The sequence below is a fragment of the Chryseobacterium sp. MIQD13 genome, from assembly GCF_050496705.1.
In the GTDB taxonomy this organism is placed as follows: Bacteria; Bacteroidota; Bacteroidia; order Flavobacteriales; family Weeksellaceae; genus Chryseobacterium.
In genome coordinates, this window is record NZ_JBNWAF010000001.1 from 476,115 (window position 1) to 495,065 (window position 18,951).

Consider the following 18,951-nt stretch of genomic DNA (forward strand, 5'->3'; position numbering starts at 1 on the left):
ATTTTAATAAAATTATTCTTGATTTTCTGTTTCCTGATACACTGTTCTTGTTCTGAAAAATGCTCCAAAAAACACTGACAAAACTACGTAAAATATAAGAATTGCAGCAAAATATCCTGAAAAATGACTTGCTGTAAGCATATCCTTTCCTTTAATAGCTTCAGGAGAAAAACTTGGTAATCTTTCCTGATATTTTTTGTCTAATTCATCAATATCTTTCTGATGTTTCATAATCTTCCTTGCAGAATGATATTCAGTGTCTAATTCTTTTTTCTGTCTCTGCACATACTGATAATTAAGCAGTTTTTTAGCATCCGGATCTACAAAATTCAGAAAAGCATAGATACTGAAAATAGAAAGAATTCCCCCGATGAACATAGGAACAAACGCTCTTGAAAAAGCATTTTTAAAAGTTACCACCCTGTTTTTGTTCCAGAAGGATTTCACGGACCAAAAGGCTGCTCCTGCATATAAAACAGGAAGTATAAACGCATTGATTTTCAAAGAGGTATCAAAATAATTGATTCCTGAGAAAAAGTAATAGGCTACAAAAAAGATGATCATTGTAGCGATAAAAAGTAAAATTCCTAATGTTGATGGACTTTTCGTCATGTTAGATTTTTTAGAAAAAAATTGAAAAATTATTGCACTAAATTCCAGCTATTTAGCTTTATTACTGCATTTTTTCGACTAATTTTCTTTAATTATATTTTGAAGTTTATAAATTATTCCTACCTTTGCAACGGCAAGTCCTAAACAACCAGCTCCTGAGAATCCTCCAGGGTGGGAACACAGCAAAGGTAATTGGTCGTAGCGGTGTGATTTAGGTAGCTTGCCATTTTTTTTGGTCTAAACTGAAGCAAGGTAATTGGAAAATTATCTTTTTTTGTTTCTGAACTTTTCAGTTTTTCCATTCCAATTTTCAAATTACCTTTCATTTTTTATTTAAAATTCGAACTCCTCTCCTAGTTTTGGAAGAATAAGTTCTACATTTTTATCTGCAAAATGTTTTAATGCACTTTCGTGATTAATTTCAATAACAGGGAAAGTATCAAAATGGCATCCGATTACTTTCGGAGTTTTCAATAATTCTGCTGCCGCAAAAGATGCTGTTACAGGCCCCATCGTGTAGTGGCTTCCAATGGGAAGAATAGAAAGGTCTATTTTTCCGAAAAGTCTAGGGAAAAGTTCCATATCCGTCATTACGCCTGTATCTCCTGCCATATAAATGTTCTTACCTTCAGGTAATCTGAAGATATAGCCCACTGGAACGCCTCCATAGCTTCCGTCCGGAAAAGAACTTGTATGATGAGCCGGAACCATGGAAATTTTAAGATCATCGATTTTTGCCGATCCTCCTAAGTTTACATCGCTTTTATTTTTTGCTGCTTTAAAATAGGCACAGATCTCAGGAACAGCAATAATTGCCGCCTCCGGATGAAACTGTAATACCTCTTCCACATCAGCAATATGATCTCCGTGTGCGTGAGTCAGTAAGATATAATCTATTTTCTGAGCTGATATATCAAAGCCGGACTCTGCTTTTTTGTAATTGTAGAAAGGATCACTTAAAATTGTTTTGTCTTTGTAAGTAAACAAAAAACAGTTTTGTCCTAGAAATTGTATTTTCATTTTTAATTTATTTTTTAATTAAGTACATGAAATTGTTGAGTTAAAAAGAATCTGATACAACAGCAAACCTGTCGGTATAATGATAAAAATCTGAAGAATCAAAAATTCCCTTTGAGGTTTTTTCTTTCCAATTAATAAAAGTAAAGCGAAAACTGCATTTGAAACAACAACAATTAAAATTAAAAGAGGAAGAAAGCTAATATCAGAAACTGACATATTACCCTGTAATTCATCAACACAAGTATAAATAAGAAATAAAGCTAAAAGAATGGATAAACAAGAAGTTATTTTTAAAGCTATATTCATTATATTTATTTTGATGGAAACTTATCCTCAATAAGCTTTAAATTGATTCCATGTTCAAGGTATGCTTTACAGCCGTCCAGAACTGTTGTAAAACCACCTGTGTTGTCATTAATTACTTTTAAAAGATCTTCACCTGTCTGGCTGAATCCGTAGCTTTTAATAACCACAAGAGTTCCTTTTTCCATTATTTTGAATTCATAATCCACATGTACTGCAGGGTTCCCCCACTCTGTTTTTATCAGCTGGTTTGGAACGATCTCATGCACCTGAACTTCAGATTTTACATTGTACATCTCCCATTCCCATGTAATGGTTTTGCCTTCTTCCAATTTCCCGGTAGATTTTGTAAACCAGAAATTGGTAGTCACTTCAGGATTGATGAATGCCTCAAAGACATCTTCAACCGGTTTTCTGATAAGCATCTGAGCTTCTACATAGATATTTGAACTCATAATAATGATAATTTATTTAAAGAAATTAAGTCCAATAGCTGTAAGAACCGCCATTGTAAATGTAAGAATGCCAACCTGTTTCAGGAACGGATCCAATTCTTTGGGTTCTTTTACAGACATAATTTTCCTTCTTAACTTAGCGAACGGAATCAATAAGATCATTACAATGAAAACGTAATAGTTTTGAGACTGTATGAAACCATTTAATCCTAAAAATATAAGAATCAGAATTAAAGGAAGCTGTAACAGGATCATTTCGTAAATCATTGCATTTCTGAAACCTATTCTTAATGCAAAGCTATTTTTTCCCGATAATCTGTCGCTTTCTATATCTCTCATATTATTGAGATTCAAGACAGCCATACTCATCATTCCTATTGCTGTTCCAGGTAATAACATATCCCAGCTGAAAGTTTTGGTAAAAAGAAAATAACTTCCACAAACCGAAACCAGACCAAAAAAGATAAATACGAAAAGATCTCCCAATCCCATATATCCGTAAGGTTTTTTCCCAACTGTATAACCAATTGCCGCTAAAATAGAAGCTACTCCCAGTCCTATGAAAATATAGAACTCATTCATATAATCCGGAATAAAAGCAACATATAATAAAGCAATTGTAGCAACAAACGACAGAACTGAGAAAAGGATTACAGCATTTTTCATCTGTTTTGCCGTAATTTTCCCTGAGGCTACAGCTCTGGATTCTGCTTCATTGATTCTTTTTGCATCCGTTCCTTTTACACCATCCCCATAGTCATTTGCATAGTTTGACAGAATCTGGTATAAAAGTGTTACCAAAAGGGCCAGCGCAAAAATTTTCCAGTCCCAGGTTCCTCCTTCGCCGTAAAGCCTCCATTTTGCAATAAAAGCTCCCATGATGATTCCGCTCAGGGAAAGCGGTAATGTTCTTAGCCTTGCGGCTTTTATCCAATCCGACATAGTTTATAATTGATAACCGATAATCGATAAATGACAATATCAACTATCATTTATCAATTATCATTTATATTTTTAAGATATCCACTGATTTTCTCCGAAGTCCGGTTTTCTTTTTTCAAGGAATGCATTTCTTCCCTCCTGAGCTTCTTCCGTCATATAAGCTAAACGGGTTGCTTCACCTGCAAATACCTGCTGACCGACCATTCCGTCATCTGTAAGGTTCATGGCAAATTTCAGCATTCTGATGGAAGTCGGAGATTTTGCCAATATTTCCTGAGCCCACTCGTAAGCAGTATCTTCTAATTCTGCATGTGGAATTACGGCATTAACCATTCCCATATCCAAAGCTTCCTGAGCAGAATAGTTTCTTCCCAGAAAGAATATTTCACGCGCTTTTTTCTGGCCTACCATTTTAGCAAGATAAGCGGATCCGTAACCACCATCAAAACTGGTTACATCAGCATCTGTCTGTTTGAAAATAGCATGCTCTTTACTTGCCAGAGTAAGGTCGCATACCACATGAAGAGAATGTCCGCCACCTACAGCCCATCCGGGAACCACTGCAATAACAACTTTCGGCATAAAACGGATCAAACGCTGAACTTCAAGAATATTCAAACGATGTCTTCCATCTTCACCTACATATCCCTGATGACCTCTTGCTTTCTGGTCTCCTCCGCTGCAGAAAGCCCAGCCACCGTCTTTTGGACTTGGTCCTTCTCCTGAAAGCAAAACAACACCTATTGAAGAGTCTTCATAAGCGTCATAGAAAGCATCATACAGTTCTGAAGTTGTTTTAGGTCTGAAAGCATTTCTTACTTCCGGTCTGTTGAAAGCAATTCTTGCGACCCCATTACATTTTTTATAGGTAATATCTTCGTATTCTTTGGCGGTTTTCCACTCTATCATCTTGTAAAAAATTTTTCTCAAAGATACGGAATTGCAGAGAATTTTTATGGTGAAATTTAAGGATAATAAAGGTAAAAAACAGACTTGTTTTTTAGGGTTTAAAAATAAAGAAACCGGAACATTTCTACTCCGGTTTCTTTTATTTATTCAGCTAAAGAATATTATTTTGCTTTTGCTTTAAGCTCAGCTTCTTTGGTTTTCAGATCTTTAAGTTTATCTGTATTTTTTGTTACAACATAGATATCTTTCAATGCAGAAACTGCATCAAGATTTTCTGGTGCTGCTTTGTACCATCCTTCAGCATATGGAAGCGCTTTCGCAAATCTTTCTCTTCTTGCATCAATCAGTTTAGTAGCTTCATCCGGCTTATCTTTTCTTGTAGCATTAATCTGGTCTACAATTTTAGAATCGTCACCAATTACAGTATAAACAAGATTCTGGTATGCGTTGTCAAAATCCGGCTTGATCTCGATTGCTTTTTTGAATGAAGCAACTGCATCTTCTACTGTAGCAGGATTTTTAGACTGCATTACTCCAAGATTATACCAGTTGGTAGCATCTGTAGGGTTTTTAGTAAGCTGTTCTTTAAGAGTTCCTATGAATTTTTCAGTGTTTCCTGATTCGTAATATGCAGTTCCCTGAGCATCTTTAAGTTTAGCATTATTTGGAAATTTTGCCAGTCCTTTCTCGATGATCACTAATGCATCATTAGGTTTCTTTGCGTTAAGAAGCAAAGTTGTTAAGGTTTCATATAGTTCCGGTTCAACACTAGGAGTCTGCTCAGTTTTGAAATCTGAATACTCAGAATTCTTTTTCATAAGCTCCCAGGTTGCTTTGTCCAAAGGTACTACCTGACCAGTCTTCTTCTCTTTTGCAGTATACGTTGTCTGAACCCCTGTGAAACCTGAATTTACAAGCTCTGTATATATTTTGATGGATTCGTCGCTGTTATTTGCCAAAGCATAGCTTAATCCTGCATAATACATATATATCTTATCATCCTGCCCGTTTGTCTTTAATAAGTTATAAACTTCTATAAACTTAGGTGCAGCAGCTGTATAATTTTTTGCATTATATGCATCCATTGCAGCTTTATTCGTTTCCTGTAGTTTGGCATTAACATCATTCTTCTGACCGAAAACGAAAGCAGAAGCTACGATTGCTATACCTAAAATGAGTTTCTTCATATTAACTATATTATATTAATTGTACATTTTATTCTTCAGAATCAGAATTCTCATTCTCCTCAGCTGGGTTTTCATTTTCAGCCTGAGGTGTTGTACCGTTTTCCTGGTTATCAGTTACAATTCCTGTTCCTTCTTCATTTTCTTCAGAATCATCTTCTACATCTTTATCCATTTCTACTTTTGCAATGGCTGCAATTTCGTCATTTTTCTTAAGGTTAATCAGTCTTACTCCCTGAGTATTCCTTCCCATTACTCTCATTTCATCCATTCCCATTCTGATGGCAACACCGGACTTATTGATGATCATCAATCCGTCATCATCTGTTACATTCTGAATAGCAATCAGATTTCCTGTTTTTTCGGTAATATTAAGGGTAATAACTCCTTTTCCTCCTCTGTTGGTGATTCTGTAGTCTTCTACAGCAGTTCTCTTACCATATCCTTTTTCGGAAACTACAAGAACTGTCTCTTTCTCTACATCATTCACAACAATCATACCAATTGCCTCGTCATTATCATCCATAGTAATACCACGTACCCCGATGGATCCTCTACCTACTTCTCTTACTTTTTCTTCAGGGAAACGGATACATTTACCGTTTTTAGTCGCAATCATGATCTGTGAAGTTCCGTTTGTCAGGTATGCTCCCAACAACTGGTCATTATCTCTGATTTCGATCGCATTAACCCCATTAACTCTTGGTCTTGAATAAGCTTCAAGAGATGTTTTCTTGATCGTACCATTTTTGGTAACCATCACAACACTCATTTGGTTGACATACTCTGCATCTTTCAGGTTATTGGTTCTGATATATGCTTTGATCTTATCGTCCTGCTCAATATTGATCAGGTTCTGTACCGCTCTTCCTTTGGATGTTTTGGAACCTTCAGGAATCTCGAACACTCTTAACCAGTAACATCTTCCTTTTTCTGTAAAGAATAACATGTATTGGTGATTGGTTGCAGAAACAATATACTCAAGGAAGTCTTCATCCCTTGTAGTTGCCGCTCTGTTCCCTACACCCCCTCTGCTCTGAATTTTGTATTCAGAAAGTGAGGTTCTCTTAACATATCCTGCGTGAGAAATTGTAAGAACTACTGCTTCATTCGGAATGATATCTTCAATAGACATCTCCCCTCCTGAATAGTCAATAGCAGTTCTTCTTTCGTCACCGTATTTTTCTTTGATTTCAAGCAATTCTTCTTTGATGATCTCGAATCTTCTTGGTTCGTTAGCCAAAATATCTTCCAAGTTCATGATTTCTTTCATGATCGCGTCATACTCATCACGGATCTTATCAAGCTCCATTCCTGTAAGACGCGCTAATCTTAAATCAAGAATAGCCTGAGCCTGGATTTCAGAAAGCTCAAATGCTTCGATCAAGCCTTCTTTTGCAGCCTGAGGGTTAGCACTGTGACGGATAATCGAAATAGCTCTGTCTAAAGCATCCTGAGTACCGATCACTTTCATGAAACCTTCAAGGATGTGAGCTCTTTCTCTGGCTTTCTTCAGCTCGTATTGAGTTCTTCTTACAATCACTTCGTGTCTGTGTTCTACGAAATGATGGATGATATCTTTTAAATTCAGCTGCTCCGGTCTACCTTTAACCAGTGCAATATTATTAACACTGAAAGAAGTCTGAAGTGCTGTATATTTATATAACAGGTTTAAGACAACATTAGGAATGGCATCATTCTTCAGTTCATAAACTACACGCAGACCATTTCTGTCCGATTCGTCTCTGATTTCATGGATCCCAACAATTTTATCGTCTTTGATAAGTTCGGCTGTTCTGGCAATCATATCAGCTTTATTTACCTGATAAGGAACTTCAGTAACGATGATGGCATTTCTGTTTCCGATTTCTTCGAAATTCACTTTTGCTCTCAGCACTACTCTTCCTCTTCCTGTATGGAAAGCATCCCTTACTCCATCGTAACCATATATAATACCTCCTGTAGGGAAATCCGGCGCTGTAATGTGGTGCATTAATTCATCGATAGTGATTTCTCTGTTATCGATATAAGCACAGATAGCATCAATAGATTCCGAAAGGTTGTGCGGTGCCATATTGGTAGCCATACCTACTGCAATACCTGAAGTACCGTTTACCAAAAGGTTAGGAACTTTTGTAGGAAGCACTGTAGGTTCCTGCAAACTGTCGTCGAAGTTATTCTGAAAATCAACAGTTTCCTTGTCCAAGTCTGAAAGAACCTCATCAGAGATTTTTTTCAGTCTTGCCTCGGTATAACGCATTGCTGCAGGCGGGTCGCCGTCCATTGAACCGAAGTTACCCTGTCCGTCCACCTGGGGATAACGTAAGCTCCATTCCTGAGCCATTCTCACCATTGCATCATATACAGAGGAATCTCCATGAGGGTGGTATTTACCCAAAACGTCCCCAACAATTCTTGCAGATTTTAAGTATTTTCTGTTAGAAAAAACCCCTAGTCCATACATACCGTAAAGTACTCTTCTATGAACGGGTTTCAGTCCGTCTCTTACATCCGGCAGCGCTCTTGAAACGATAACCGACATCGAATAATCGATATAAGACGATTTCATTTCATCAACAATGTTGATAGGAATCAGTCTTTCTCCTTCTTTTTGCATAAACAAATTTTATTATAATGACAGTCAGACCTTTAGCTGTGCGTCTGAAAATTATTTATTTCCAATTTTTATTAACGGGCTAATTTACGAAATTTTTACCGATTTTTGTGCTAGAATTTATCCACAAAATCTTAAAAATTCATAAAATATGAGCTTATTAAGTATAACTTTCCATTGTACAAAAAACAATATTGAAGAATGGGAAAATTATATCGACGAAACATTGGTTCTGATGGCGGAAAACCTGATGGATGTCAACAAATATATTCTTTCTGAAGTACACAGTGATTATATAGAGGAAGGCAAAAATTACAATCTTCTTCTGATCTTTGACAATGAAGAGCTCAGGGAGGATTTTATTAAGAGTGAAATGCTGAACATTGCGGAAAGAGTCGAGAAGAAATTCGGGACAGAAGTGATGATCTTCAATACGTTTCTGAATCCTAAAAAATCCAGATTTTAGATACAAATCAAAAGCCCTGAAAAATCAGGGCTTTTTTATTTTTTTCAATCTCTGTGATGTCTGTGTCCTTTCTTTTTATGGCCATGACCTCTGTTGTCACCATAATCATAATAATACACTCTTTTTTTTACTTGTCCCGGGGCATAATACCTAGCACTTCCTCCATACACTTTTTTAGCCTGTCCCGGCGGGAGTCTTCTTACATGATGATCATGCACCACACATGATGTCATCATCAACATAACGGTCATTACTCCTGCAATTTTAATTAAACCTTTCATATTTTCCACTTTTTCAAATTTCAATAGGGAGATAACAAGGTTAATGCCAAAGTGGGCCAGAGCGTTTTCTGACTTGGAGGACTAAAGGGTCTGAGTGTATATAGCATCAGGGTTTTAGGGATGAGGCAAAATATTCAATTTAAAGATTGAAAGATTAAAAAAGAATGACTCAGGACTCTTCTATTTACTATATAATTTCGCTTCGTTTTTCAAACAGGACAACGTCTTTCCATTGTCCGTTGAGCTTTCCGATCTTTTTCCTTACTCCTACCGTTCTGAAACCGTTTTTCTGATGAAATTTTACAGAAGCTTCATTTTCAGGGAAGATACTGGCCTGCAGAGTCCAGAAACCATGGCTTTCGCTATCAAGAATCATCTTTTTCAGCAGAACTGACCCTAAACCTTTACCTTGATAATTATTGTCAAAATAAATGCTTACTTCAGCAACTCCTTTATAGCACTCTCTTTTGCTTACCGGCTTCAAAGCACACCATCCTACTATTTCGTTATTTTCATTTTCCAGTACCCATCGGCAATCGTTGAAGTATTCCATATTCCATGCCTCAACGGTAGGGACTTCTGTTTCAAAAGTGGATATACCTCCCTCTAATCCCTGTTTATAAATTTCCAGCACTCTTTTTTCATCGCCGGGAAGCATTTCTCTTAATTCGTAATTCATTCTGTATTAATGGTATTTTCTTTTATTTTTTCTTTTGATCCTTGAGTAATGGGTCTGTTTTTCTTTTTCATCTTCCGAGATAACGCTTATATTGCCATCCACTTCAAGAATAGAAAGTTTTACATCCTTTATTTTTTCCACACCGTGTTCCCTTATGGCTTCTTCCAGCTCGTCACGGGTAATTTTCACCCTGTTCAGGGCAGGCTGGTCTACTACTCCGTCTCTGATCAGAATTACAGGATCTTCTTCCATAAATGTTTCAAACTTCCTGTTGGAGAACATAAGCCTTTTTAAAATAAAATTAGCTGCAAACAGAACAAGTGCTGCAATAAGACCACCCTGCAAAGAGGTATCCGGACCTACCATTGCATTCTGAACGGCATTGGAAATAAGAAGAAGTAATACTACGTCTCCGGCATTAAGCTGGGAAAGCTGATTTTTACCAAAGATACGAATAGCGATTACCATAAAAAGATAAACGCATAGGGAACGTACTACAACATTAAGAATGGGGTTCACAGATCATGTTTTTATAATCAAATGTATAAAATTTTATGATTGGCCGCTCAATTTATTTTTAAACTTATAAAATGGAAAAATAGCCGGAATATGGCACATCATTTGATCATCAGACAAAAAAATATATTACACAATAATGAAACAAATCTTTTTTTATCTGAGCATTTTTTTCTTTTTTGCAGCCTGCAAAAAGACTGATTCCCTCCCGAAAGTATCTGCAGAAACTGAGATCACCCAAAAAGTAAATGAGCTTTATAAACTGTATGGAAGCTCTGAAGATGTTTACAACAAACCATTTTCTGACAGCCTGTTTTCCCCGGAACTAAAAAAAACACTGGAAAACGCTGTGAACGCATCCAAAGCTGATATTGAAAAAGTAAAACAAAGCGATCATCCTACTGACAAACCACTATTGTTTGAAGGAGCTGTTTTTTCAAGTCTGTATGAAGGATACAATAATTACAAAATAAAATCTGTTGCCATAGATCCTTCCGGCGATTCAGCTGATGCATCAGTTGCCTTTGAATATACAAAGTCTTCACCTAAATTCGCATGGACTGACAAAGTACATTTAATAAAATCAGGTAATGAATGGAAGATTGATAACGTTAGTTTTGACAGTTTAGGAAATTCAAAAGATCTGAGAGCAAATCTCAAAGAATTTGTTCAGGGTACAAAATAATAATCATATTTTATCATAAAAAAAGCTGCTTTAAAAGCAGCTTTGGTTTTTTAAGGACATTGAGAGATCTGAGCTTCACTGCAAACAGTTTTGTTTAATCTTTCACAGAATACGCAATAAATTTTAGGTGCTCCTCCGTACACTGACTTCAGATCTGCTTTAGTCAATTTTTTCAAATTTTTCATATTGTTTTAATTATAGTTTGGTAAAATTATAACGGATTTTATTATTCTTTATTATAAGTTTTACATTCAAACATTTCAATATTTACATTTACACTAAAAAACATATCATAGACATGGCAGTCCGAGAAGGTCCATTTCCGAACTCCACAACAGATTTATTTTTCCTTTGGAACCTACTTCAAAAACAGCTCTTTCCGGAAACTGAACTTCAGAACCCGAATGTTTATCATACCATTTGAAATCATCATAATAACTAAAATATAGGTTATTATAACTGGCAAATACAATGGGATTATACTTTCCATGTCCATAATTATTTTCAGTGCTTTCTTTAGAAAACGCTTTTTTTACAGACAGGTTTTGTCCTGAATAATCTTTACCATATTTCAGAGGAATTTCTTTTTCTGAAGCAATAAGCGGATTTCCGATCAGGTTTTTATCTGCATTCAGGATATAGGCTATATAATCATTTCCACATTCGTCAGATTTAAAAACTATTCTTTTTACTGTACAAGCCTGGGAAGCCTTCGTTCCGTAAACAAAATAAGTATCTTTCATTTCTTTTTTAAAAGTCTCTTCAAATCTTTTGTTATAGATCAGCCTGTCTACAGATAATGTGTCATAATATTTATAATCTTTCATATCCCTGTTATAGATCCATGGGACAGAATCTTTAACCAGAAAATCTTCATATTTTTTAGATAAAGGAAGATCCTGGTTACCAAACTGGACCGGAACACAAATCGCAATATCCTTACCAGTCAGTTGGTATACTCCAAAAACAGAGTTCTTATCTAGTTTATATTCTGTTTTCTGAGCTGTAGTACTGTCGATTCTTTGAACAGGATTTTCATGGGGTGTCGCTTTTTCTTTTTTGCAGGAAAAAAGAGATAAAAATAATACCAGGACTATATAATTCTTCATAATAAATGCTTTGGTTCGGTTCAGATAAAAATAAAAAAAGAATCTGCTTTTGCAAATTCTTTTTCGTCTTTTATTATATCCCGATATATTACAATCCGGTAATTATTCTTTTAGTCTCAAGCTCATCAATAATGAACTGTGCATCACTTTCCGTAATATATTTATTTTCATAAAGCCAATGAATCCTTGATATCTGGACATGAACAGGAATCAGATTATCAACTTTATAGTATTCTTTCAGGTAGTAATCTTTTTTGCTGTTTTTAATTTCAGCAATAAATGCATCTACTTCTTCCATTTCTTTTTTTGTATATGAAAAAATAAGCGGTTTTGCAGCAGCAAGATTCTTAACATTTTCTATCCTAAATTCATTATTACATAAACCTGTTATAATTAAAGCAGGGAACATTGCGATACCAAAAACAATCATTCCTGCAGATCCGGAAAGCTGATAACTTTCATTAATAATGATTGTAAGCATTATTGAATTAAATACCGCAGATATAACTATTGCTATAAGGACAAGATCTTTTGACTTTCTAAAAACACTTTCATCATCGTGGATATCTGTAAAGTGAACTTTATACTCATTAAAATCTTTTGCAAGCTTAGTTCTTACAAAAACCCCGTCTTCTTTAATCTCAAAATATCTGGTATTTCTTCCATCCTTTTGTGCTAATGTCTTCATAAAAGTTTTTATTCCAATTCGCGTTTCAGGAATTTTCCGGTAAGACTTTTCTTAGACTTTACAATTTCTTCAGGAGTTCCCTGCGCTACAATCTGTCCGCCATGTTTCCCTCCTTCCGGGCCAACGTCTATAATATGATCTGCCAGTTTAATTACATCCATATTGTGTTCAATGATAATAAATGAATTCCCCAGCTCTACCAGCTGATTGATTGCATCCATCAGTATTTTTACATCTTCAAAATGAAGCCCTGTTGTAGGTTCATCTAAAATGTACAGCGTATTTCCGGTCTGTCTTTTTGAAAGTTCGGTAGCAAGCTTGATACGCTGTGCCTCACCTCCTGAAAGCGTCGTAGACTGCTGCCCAAGTGTAATATATCCCAATCCTACATCCTGGAGGGTTTTTACTTTAACAAAAATCTTCGGGATCGGCTGAAAGAAATCCACCGCTTCATCAATGGTCATATCCAGAACATCGGAAATGGATTTCCCTTTATAACGTACTTCCAGAGTTTCCCTGTTGAACCTTTTCCCATTACAGGTTTCACAATGTACGTATACATCGGGAAGGAAATTCATTTCAATCACTTTCAGTCCTCCACCCTGACAGGTTTCACATCTTCCGCCTTTTACGTTGAATGAGAATCTTCCCGGCTTATAGCCACGGATCTTACTTTCCGGAAGTTCTGCAAAAAGGTTTCTGATATCAGTAAACATTCCTGTGTAGGTTGCAGGGTTTGAGCGTGGTGTTCTTCCGATCGGGGTCTGATCTACATCTACAATTTTATCAATATTCTCAAGACCTTCAATTTTTTTATAAGGAAGAGGCTCCTGAACCGCTCTGTAAAAATGTTTATTAAGGATCGGGTACAGAGTTCCATTGATCAGGGAAGATTTTCCGCTTCCGGAAATCCCGGTCACCACAACCAGTTTACCTAATGGAATATCAAGGGTAACATTTTTAAGATTATTTCCCGTAGCTCCTTTTAAGAGAATATTTTTACCGCTTCCTGCTCTTCTTTCCGCAGGAATTTCAATTTTTCTTTTCCCGTTGATGTATTCTGCCGTGATGGTATCTGCTTTTAACAGATCTTTCGGTTTCCCCTGCCAAAGTATCTCTCCTCCGAATTTTCCTGCTCTTGGGCCAATATCCAGTACCTCATCGGCTTCGAGGATCATATCTTTATCATGCTCTACCACGAGTACGGAGTTACCGATATCTCTGAGGTTTTTCAATGAACTGATCAGTCTTTCGTTGTCTCTCTGGTGAAGTCCGATACTTGGTTCATCCAGAATATACAAAACATTCACAAGCTGTGAACCAATCTGCGTAGCAAGACGAATCCTCTGAGATTCTCCACCTGAAAGGGTTTTCGAGCTTCTGCTCAAGCTCAGATAATCCAAACCAACATCCAGAAGGAACTGAAGTCTTGTTTCAATCTCTTTTAAGATTTCGTGAGCAATAATTTTATGCTTTTCCGAGAATTTATCTTTAACATCAGCTAACCATTCTTTTAAATCGGCCAGGCTTAAAGAATTCACCTCAGCAATATTTTTACCGTCTATCTTGAAGCTTAAACTTGCGGGCTGAAGACGGGTTCCGCCGCATTCAGGACAGGTTTCTTCAGTAGTGAAGTGCCTTTCCAGAAGTACTGCTTCATAAGATTCTCTTTCCTCAATGATTTCTTCCATAAAAGAGATCAGACCATCGAAGCTTATTTTTATCTTTTTCGTAATACCTGCATATTTCAGATCTTTATTAAATTCTTTATGGCATCCGTTGTAAATATAATCCAAAGCTTCTTCCGGGATATCCTGCATTGGCGTTGCCATACCTAATCCAAATATCTCAAGGATATTTTTAATCTGCGACAGGATCCATTTATTAGATTTAATATCTTCCAACGGCAGCAATCCACCTTGGTTGATAGACAATTTAGGATTATCAATAAAATAGTCCGTATTGATTTTTTTGATTGTTCCCAGGCCTTTACATTCCGGGCAGCTTCCTTTCGGGGAATTGAAAGAGAATGTGTTCGGCTCAGGCAAAGCGAGTGAATGTCCGGTTTCAGCATCCATCAGATTTTTAGAGAAATATTCTATATCAGTGCTTCCCAGTTTCTGGATTCCGATAATTCCTTCTCCCATTTCCATTGCAGTACGCAGAGATTTTTCCATTCTGGCTTCGGAAGCATTTTCTCCAATGATCCAACGGTCAATCACAATATCAATATCGTGGGTTTTATAACGGTCCAGTTTCAAGTCATACTCTATATCCTGCAGCTCACCATCAATTCTTGCCTGGCCGTAACCTTTTTTAGCCATCTGTACAAAAAGTTCATGATAATGTCCTTTTCTGGAACGTACTACAGGAGCAAGAAGCATTATTTTTTCGCTTTTATAATTTTCTTTGATGGTTTCAAGGATCTGATCTTCCGTATAGCTTACCAATCTTTTCCCTGTAGAAAGGGAATATGCATCCGAAACCCTTGCAAACAGCAAACGCAGGAAGTCATACAGTTCGGTAACGGTACCTACCGTAGATCTTGGATTTTTATTGGTGGTTTTCTGCTCAATGGCAATTACGGGAGAAAGCCCTTCAATCTTATCTACATCAGGACGCTCCAGACCTCCCAAAAACTGGCGTGCGTAAGCAGAAAATGTTTCGATGTAGCGACGCTGTCCTTCTGCAAAGATGGTATCAAAAGCCAGAGATGATTTCCCACTTCCGGAAAGTCCAGTAATTACCACCAACTCGTTACGTGGGATCTTGACATTAATATTTTTAAGATTGTGTTCACGGGCTCCGTAAACTTCTATATATTCTGTTGATTTACTCATAATTTGGAGTGATTCTGCCTGAAAATCACGATGTGCAAAATTACGGAATTTTATGGAATTGTATGAACCGGAAAGTTTTTATTCAGGTTTAATTTTAGTTAAATTTTTAAGAGACCATATTGAAATTATACAGGATTATTTTACAGCCATTCAGCCATTCTCAAACAAAAAAGACTGACACATTGTATCAGCCTTTTATTATTGGTTTTATTGTGAGTTTATTTTACAAATGAATTGTATGAATTCAGTACGGATTCATAAGAGGAATCAATCTGCTGAATATCGCTGTCTGATATTTTTCCTGTTCCTTTGGAATCACGGATCACCTTTCTGTAAGTATCCAAAAAGCCGGATGCACTTTTATTGAAACTTTCAAACAAAGCTTTTTTATAAGAATACTGCGGATCTTTCACATTGAATTCTAATTTTGAATTAGCTTCCACTGTTTTAGCCAGCTCATCATATTTTTTCTGAGCTTCCGCTTCGTTGAACTTTCCAGAATACTGCTTATCCAATACATCGATATTAGAATCAAGGGAATTCATTACATTTTTAGAAGAAATGATATATTCCTTCATCGGGTGATCTTTCAGAATGATTTCTTCTGCTGCATCCGTTGCAGGCTTGATCTTAGCCACTATATTTTCTCCTGAAACAAATAAAGCCTGAGCTTCGGTCTCAATGTCCTTTGTGATAGCATCTGCCTTTGCTCCCTTATCGTCTTTATAGTCTTCGGAATTCATATAGGATTTAAGTTCTTCAAACTTTTTCTCTATATTTTCCTTTTTAGTTTTGTAAGTATTAAAGTCTCCTTCTATTGCAGCCTTATCCTTTCCGAAACCTGACGGTACGCCTTTTATTTTTCCGAACGAATAATCCATGGAGCCAATAACAACAGGCATCATCATTACATTCTCTCCTTTTGATTTTGCTACGGCTGCATCTGCATATTTAAGGATATTCTCAATATGCTTCGATGTACTCTTGTAAGAATCTAAAAAATTGTTGTTGAAATCAATAATGGCATTGGCATCATTGGCATTACCTAGATTCAGAACAGATTTTCCAAGCTTATCTATATCTTTTTTACAACTGATGACACTGACCGATGTAAAGGTCAAGGCCATTGCAAGTACGATAATTTTTCTCATATTTTATAGTTTTGGTTTAGCTTATATTTCATCAATATCGATGTCTTCATTGCTTATCTTCACTACATATTCTATTCCGTCAATAGCTTTTGAAATGATCTGATTTCTAAGGATATTGGCCATATTTTCCCAGTAAGCCCGTCCGTAGAAAGAATAATTCTGCGGTATGATTTCTACTTCAACAGTTCTTACAAAGCCTTCCTTTGGTCTGTTGCTGATCATAGTTCCTCTTCTTACCCTTACTTCCTTTACCTCATCTTTCAGTACCATTCTGCAGTAATTCTTAACATCTTCAAGGGAAATGATCTTATCTCTTGTTGTTAAGGCATATCTGTAAGCCTGAATACTGTCTGTTCCTTTCTGTTCCTCAGAACCGCCTATCGTTTCTGTAAGAAGTACGACAGTCTGTGATTTCAACTGGTTGGAAAGTTCTGTTCCCGGACGCATATGATTGGCCAGCGTACAGTGTGTGACCCAGAAAGAAGCATATGTATGGTCTGTTTTTTCAACAGGCTCCATAATTACATAATTCAGTTCCTGCCTGATATTTCTTTTTGCATTATTCACCTTTTGTACCATTGTCTTCATCTTGTCAGACATTTCACTAAGTACTCCTTTGACATTATCTCTGTTTAAAAGTGAAAATGCAGCAATCTCATCCCTTGTCAGCTCCAGTACATTGGCGATCATATCTACAGCATTTCTATTGGTAAAACGTTCCATTCCACCTTTTCTTACAGTATACAAGCCTTTTTTAAGATCATCTGCAGGGGTAAAAGGGATCTCAGTATACCTTCTACCGTCTCCATCCTGAACTTCATCTACATACAGGAAGTGCTCCCCTTCGTCCGTAACCAGAGGAATATTGTTCCCCATAATATCCAGACTGTATTCCGTTTTCTTCCAGCCTCTGTTATAGATAGGAAAAGCATTCATTACAAATGAGAAATTGTCCAGGATTTCAGCAGAAAACTGCGGCGGGAATTCAAAAGTAAGCCACAGATAACGCTTATCTCCAATCTGTTTTCTTATTTCTTCTTTACCATTAAGAAAATCCAGATTCTGCGGCAATACACCCGGTTCCGAAAAAAGACTGCTTGAAAGCCCTGTGATCTCAATGAATTTATGACGGTAGATACTTTTAATATCTTCAATCGCTTTATTCCTGATTGATTGCTCCCTGAACATCTGTTCATATCCTTCCTGTTGAGTGTTCGCAAGATAACTTAGCCCCTCTCTTACAAATAAAGGGTTTCCATTACTTGTAACTGTTATATACGGAAGAAGTTTGTACACAAAATCTATATGTTCAAATGCAGGATTTGAACAGAATACGCTGATATATTTAGGAAAGTTTTCACTTACATACCTGCTCACGTCCACTCCTATGGTAATCTTTCTGTAATCTTCAGGTTTTCCCTGAAATCGAGCTACCGGTATTTTATTAAGTCTGTCGTCTACACTGTAGCAGGTATTTCCCACAAACATTACTGCCGTCTGAATTTTATTGATCCTTACATTCCCCACAGGTGTAAAAGGAATATTAAGCTGTTTATCCGATTCTGATTTTACCGTGGATGTCATTTGCTTGCGGAAAAAGAATTCAGTATGCTCCAACAGAACTTCCGAAGACTCATAAGGCAGTGTAAAAGCAACAGCATGTGCAGGAATCGGATGGGTATAAATAGATGGCGTCAGAAGCTTTGCCAGTTTCTCAAGAATCCTTGCATTAACTGTCTGAATTTCATTATTAGCTTTAAAAACTTCCGTACTGAATGCATCTATCAGGAGTTTTACAAAGGGATCCAAGGATTGCGGGCTTTTCAGTCCCCACACTTTGGTGGCGTTCTGAAGCATTCTTGCCTTTACAGATTCTTTGGAATATATATTTTGATCTAGGTTCATAAATTTTGTGTAGGTTATTAGAAAGATATTTAGTCAATAGACATCGGACTTAAAAACAGTTCTGTAGAAAAGCTGAAACGCTCTCCTGTTGCCTCCATTTTTGCGTTGATGGCAATTCTTACTTTCTTTTTAATCTCCGTATGTTCCTTGGTATCGTAACTGTGTTCTACGAATTGAATGTGAGCATCAACCTGTGGATGCACGATGCGGGGTTCATATTCCTGAATCTGTCTTCTAAGACTTTTAATGAAAACGCTTTCCCAAACGGCACTGGTAACTCCATTATCGAATTCCAGATTCCAAACGTCGTTTCCATAATTGTCATCATATCTGTTCTCGCCTTTTTTTGTGGTAATCAGAAGCATGATATTGTGCGCAATGCTTTCGCCCATGTCGCAGATATCAATGCTCCCTCCTTCAGTCATTAATGTTGAAGGTACAAAAGGCATTCTGTAATTTGGTGTATCCATAGTCAGCTTCTTATTTTTACTTCATAGTCTAGTAGTTCACTTAAAAAAGAAATACCAAAATACGCATTTTCATGAAATAAATAAGAAAAGAAATCAAAAATATCATTGAAAAAAGGGCTTCC

General features: G+C 36.6%; 20 protein-coding genes and 1 other RNA gene. 3 read left to right on the forward strand and 18 right to left on the reverse strand.

Annotation, left to right across the window (positions count from 1 at the left end; genetic code table 11):
• Positions 1-12 precede the first annotated feature (12 nt).
• A complete protein-coding gene (locus ACQWU4_RS02280; RefSeq protein ID WP_429934146.1) occupies positions 13-612 on the reverse strand; it encodes a DUF4199 domain-containing protein in 600 nt (199 codons plus the stop codon).
• Between the two features lie 131 nt (positions 613-743).
• On the opposite strand from ACQWU4_RS02280, the gene ffs reads away from it, so the two are divergent.
• Positions 744-841, forward strand: an RNA gene (gene ffs / locus ACQWU4_RS02285) — signal recognition particle sRNA small type.
• A gap of 104 nt (positions 842-945) precedes the next feature.
• Here the strand turns inward: ffs and ACQWU4_RS02290 are convergent.
• From ACQWU4_RS02290 to gyrA, 7 genes are all read right to left on the reverse strand, one after another.
• Positions 946-1,632, reverse strand: a complete 687-nt coding sequence (locus ACQWU4_RS02290; protein ID WP_429934147.1) for a metal-dependent hydrolase — start codon at positions 1,630-1,632, stop codon at positions 946-948.
• Positions 1,633-1,650: 18 nt separating this feature from the next.
• A complete protein-coding gene (locus ACQWU4_RS02295; protein WP_429934148.1) occupies positions 1,651-1,938 on the reverse strand; it encodes a hypothetical protein in 288 nt (95 codons plus the stop codon).
• 5 nt (positions 1,939-1,943) lie between these two features.
• Positions 1,944-2,390: an SRPBCC family protein gene (locus ACQWU4_RS02300; RefSeq protein WP_429934149.1), complete on the reverse strand. Its 447-nt coding sequence runs from the start codon at positions 2,388-2,390 to the stop codon at positions 1,944-1,946.
• Positions 2,391-2,402: 12 nt separating this feature from the next.
• A complete protein-coding gene (gene menA, locus ACQWU4_RS02305; RefSeq protein ID WP_429934150.1) occupies positions 2,403-3,332 on the reverse strand; it encodes a 1,4-dihydroxy-2-naphthoate octaprenyltransferase in 930 nt (309 codons plus the stop codon).
• Positions 3,333-3,404: 72 nt separating this feature from the next.
• A complete protein-coding gene (locus tag ACQWU4_RS02310) occupies positions 3,405-4,241 on the reverse strand; it encodes a 1,4-dihydroxy-2-naphthoyl-CoA synthase (protein ID WP_429934151.1) in 837 nt (278 codons plus the stop codon).
• A gap of 161 nt (positions 4,242-4,402) precedes the next feature.
• Positions 4,403-5,428: a tetratricopeptide repeat protein gene (locus tag ACQWU4_RS02315; RefSeq protein ID WP_429934152.1), complete on the reverse strand. Its 1,026-nt coding sequence runs from the start codon at positions 5,426-5,428 to the stop codon at positions 4,403-4,405.
• 28 nt (positions 5,429-5,456) lie between these two features.
• On the reverse strand, positions 5,457-8,042 hold the full coding sequence (gyrA, locus tag ACQWU4_RS02320; protein WP_429934153.1) for a DNA gyrase subunit A: 2,586 nt from the start codon (positions 8,040-8,042) through the stop codon (positions 5,457-5,459).
• A 148-nt stretch (positions 8,043-8,190) separates the two neighbouring features.
• On the opposite strand from gyrA, the gene ACQWU4_RS02325 reads away from it, so the two are divergent.
• Positions 8,191-8,505, forward strand: a complete 315-nt coding sequence (locus ACQWU4_RS02325; protein ID WP_099767412.1) for a DUF4286 family protein — start codon at positions 8,191-8,193, stop codon at positions 8,503-8,505.
• 44 nt (positions 8,506-8,549) lie between these two features.
• Here ACQWU4_RS02325 and ACQWU4_RS02330 read toward each other — a convergent pair whose 3' ends face one another.
• The 3 genes from ACQWU4_RS02330 to ACQWU4_RS02340 form a co-directional block, all read right to left on the reverse strand.
• Positions 8,550-8,786, reverse strand: coding sequence for a hypothetical protein (locus tag ACQWU4_RS02330; protein WP_429934154.1), 237 nt, complete (start codon positions 8,784-8,786; stop codon positions 8,550-8,552).
• Positions 8,787-8,973: 187 nt separating this feature from the next.
• A complete protein-coding gene (locus ACQWU4_RS02335; protein ID WP_429934155.1) occupies positions 8,974-9,465 on the reverse strand; it encodes an N-acetyltransferase family protein in 492 nt (163 codons plus the stop codon).
• 6 nt (positions 9,466-9,471) lie between these two features.
• Complete coding sequence (locus ACQWU4_RS02340; protein ID WP_429934156.1) at positions 9,472-9,984, reverse strand: DUF421 domain-containing protein; 513 nt, start codon at positions 9,982-9,984, stop codon at positions 9,472-9,474.
• Positions 9,985-10,120: 136 nt separating this feature from the next.
• On the opposite strand from ACQWU4_RS02340, the gene ACQWU4_RS02345 reads away from it, so the two are divergent.
• Positions 10,121-10,666 (forward strand): hypothetical protein, encoded by a 546-nt coding sequence (locus ACQWU4_RS02345; RefSeq protein ID WP_429934157.1) that lies wholly within the window; start codon positions 10,121-10,123, stop codon positions 10,664-10,666.
• A 50-nt stretch (positions 10,667-10,716) separates the two neighbouring features.
• Here the strand turns inward: ACQWU4_RS02345 and ACQWU4_RS02350 are convergent, their stop codons facing one another.
• From ACQWU4_RS02350 to ACQWU4_RS02380, 7 genes are all read right to left on the reverse strand, one after another.
• Positions 10,717-10,851, reverse strand: a complete 135-nt coding sequence (locus ACQWU4_RS02350; protein WP_429934158.1) for a bacteriocin-like protein — start codon at positions 10,849-10,851, stop codon at positions 10,717-10,719.
• Positions 10,852-10,956: 105 nt separating this feature from the next.
• Positions 10,957-11,775, reverse strand: coding sequence for a hypothetical protein (locus ACQWU4_RS02355; protein WP_429934159.1), 819 nt, complete (start codon positions 11,773-11,775; stop codon positions 10,957-10,959).
• An 88-nt stretch (positions 11,776-11,863) separates the two neighbouring features.
• Entirely contained in the window at positions 11,864-12,463 is a 600-nt protein-coding gene (locus tag ACQWU4_RS02360) for a hypothetical protein (protein ID WP_429934160.1), read from the reverse strand.
• 8 nt (positions 12,464-12,471) lie between these two features.
• A complete protein-coding gene (uvrA, locus tag ACQWU4_RS02365; protein WP_429934161.1) occupies positions 12,472-15,303 on the reverse strand; it encodes an excinuclease ABC subunit UvrA in 2,832 nt (943 codons plus the stop codon).
• A 218-nt stretch (positions 15,304-15,521) separates the two neighbouring features.
• Positions 15,522-16,454, reverse strand: a complete 933-nt coding sequence (locus ACQWU4_RS02370; protein WP_429934162.1) for a hypothetical protein — start codon at positions 16,452-16,454, stop codon at positions 15,522-15,524.
• A gap of 21 nt (positions 16,455-16,475) precedes the next feature.
• Positions 16,476-18,359 carry a type VI secretion system baseplate subunit TssF gene (locus ACQWU4_RS02375; RefSeq protein WP_429934163.1) on the reverse strand — a complete coding sequence of 628 codons (1,884 nt, stop codon included), beginning with the start codon at positions 18,357-18,359 and terminating at the stop codon, positions 16,476-16,478.
• Positions 18,360-18,388: 29 nt separating this feature from the next.
• Positions 18,389-18,829 (reverse strand): GPW/gp25 family protein, encoded by a 441-nt coding sequence (locus ACQWU4_RS02380; protein WP_429934164.1) that lies wholly within the window; start codon positions 18,827-18,829, stop codon positions 18,389-18,391.
• Positions 18,830-18,951: the final 122 nt, after the last annotated feature.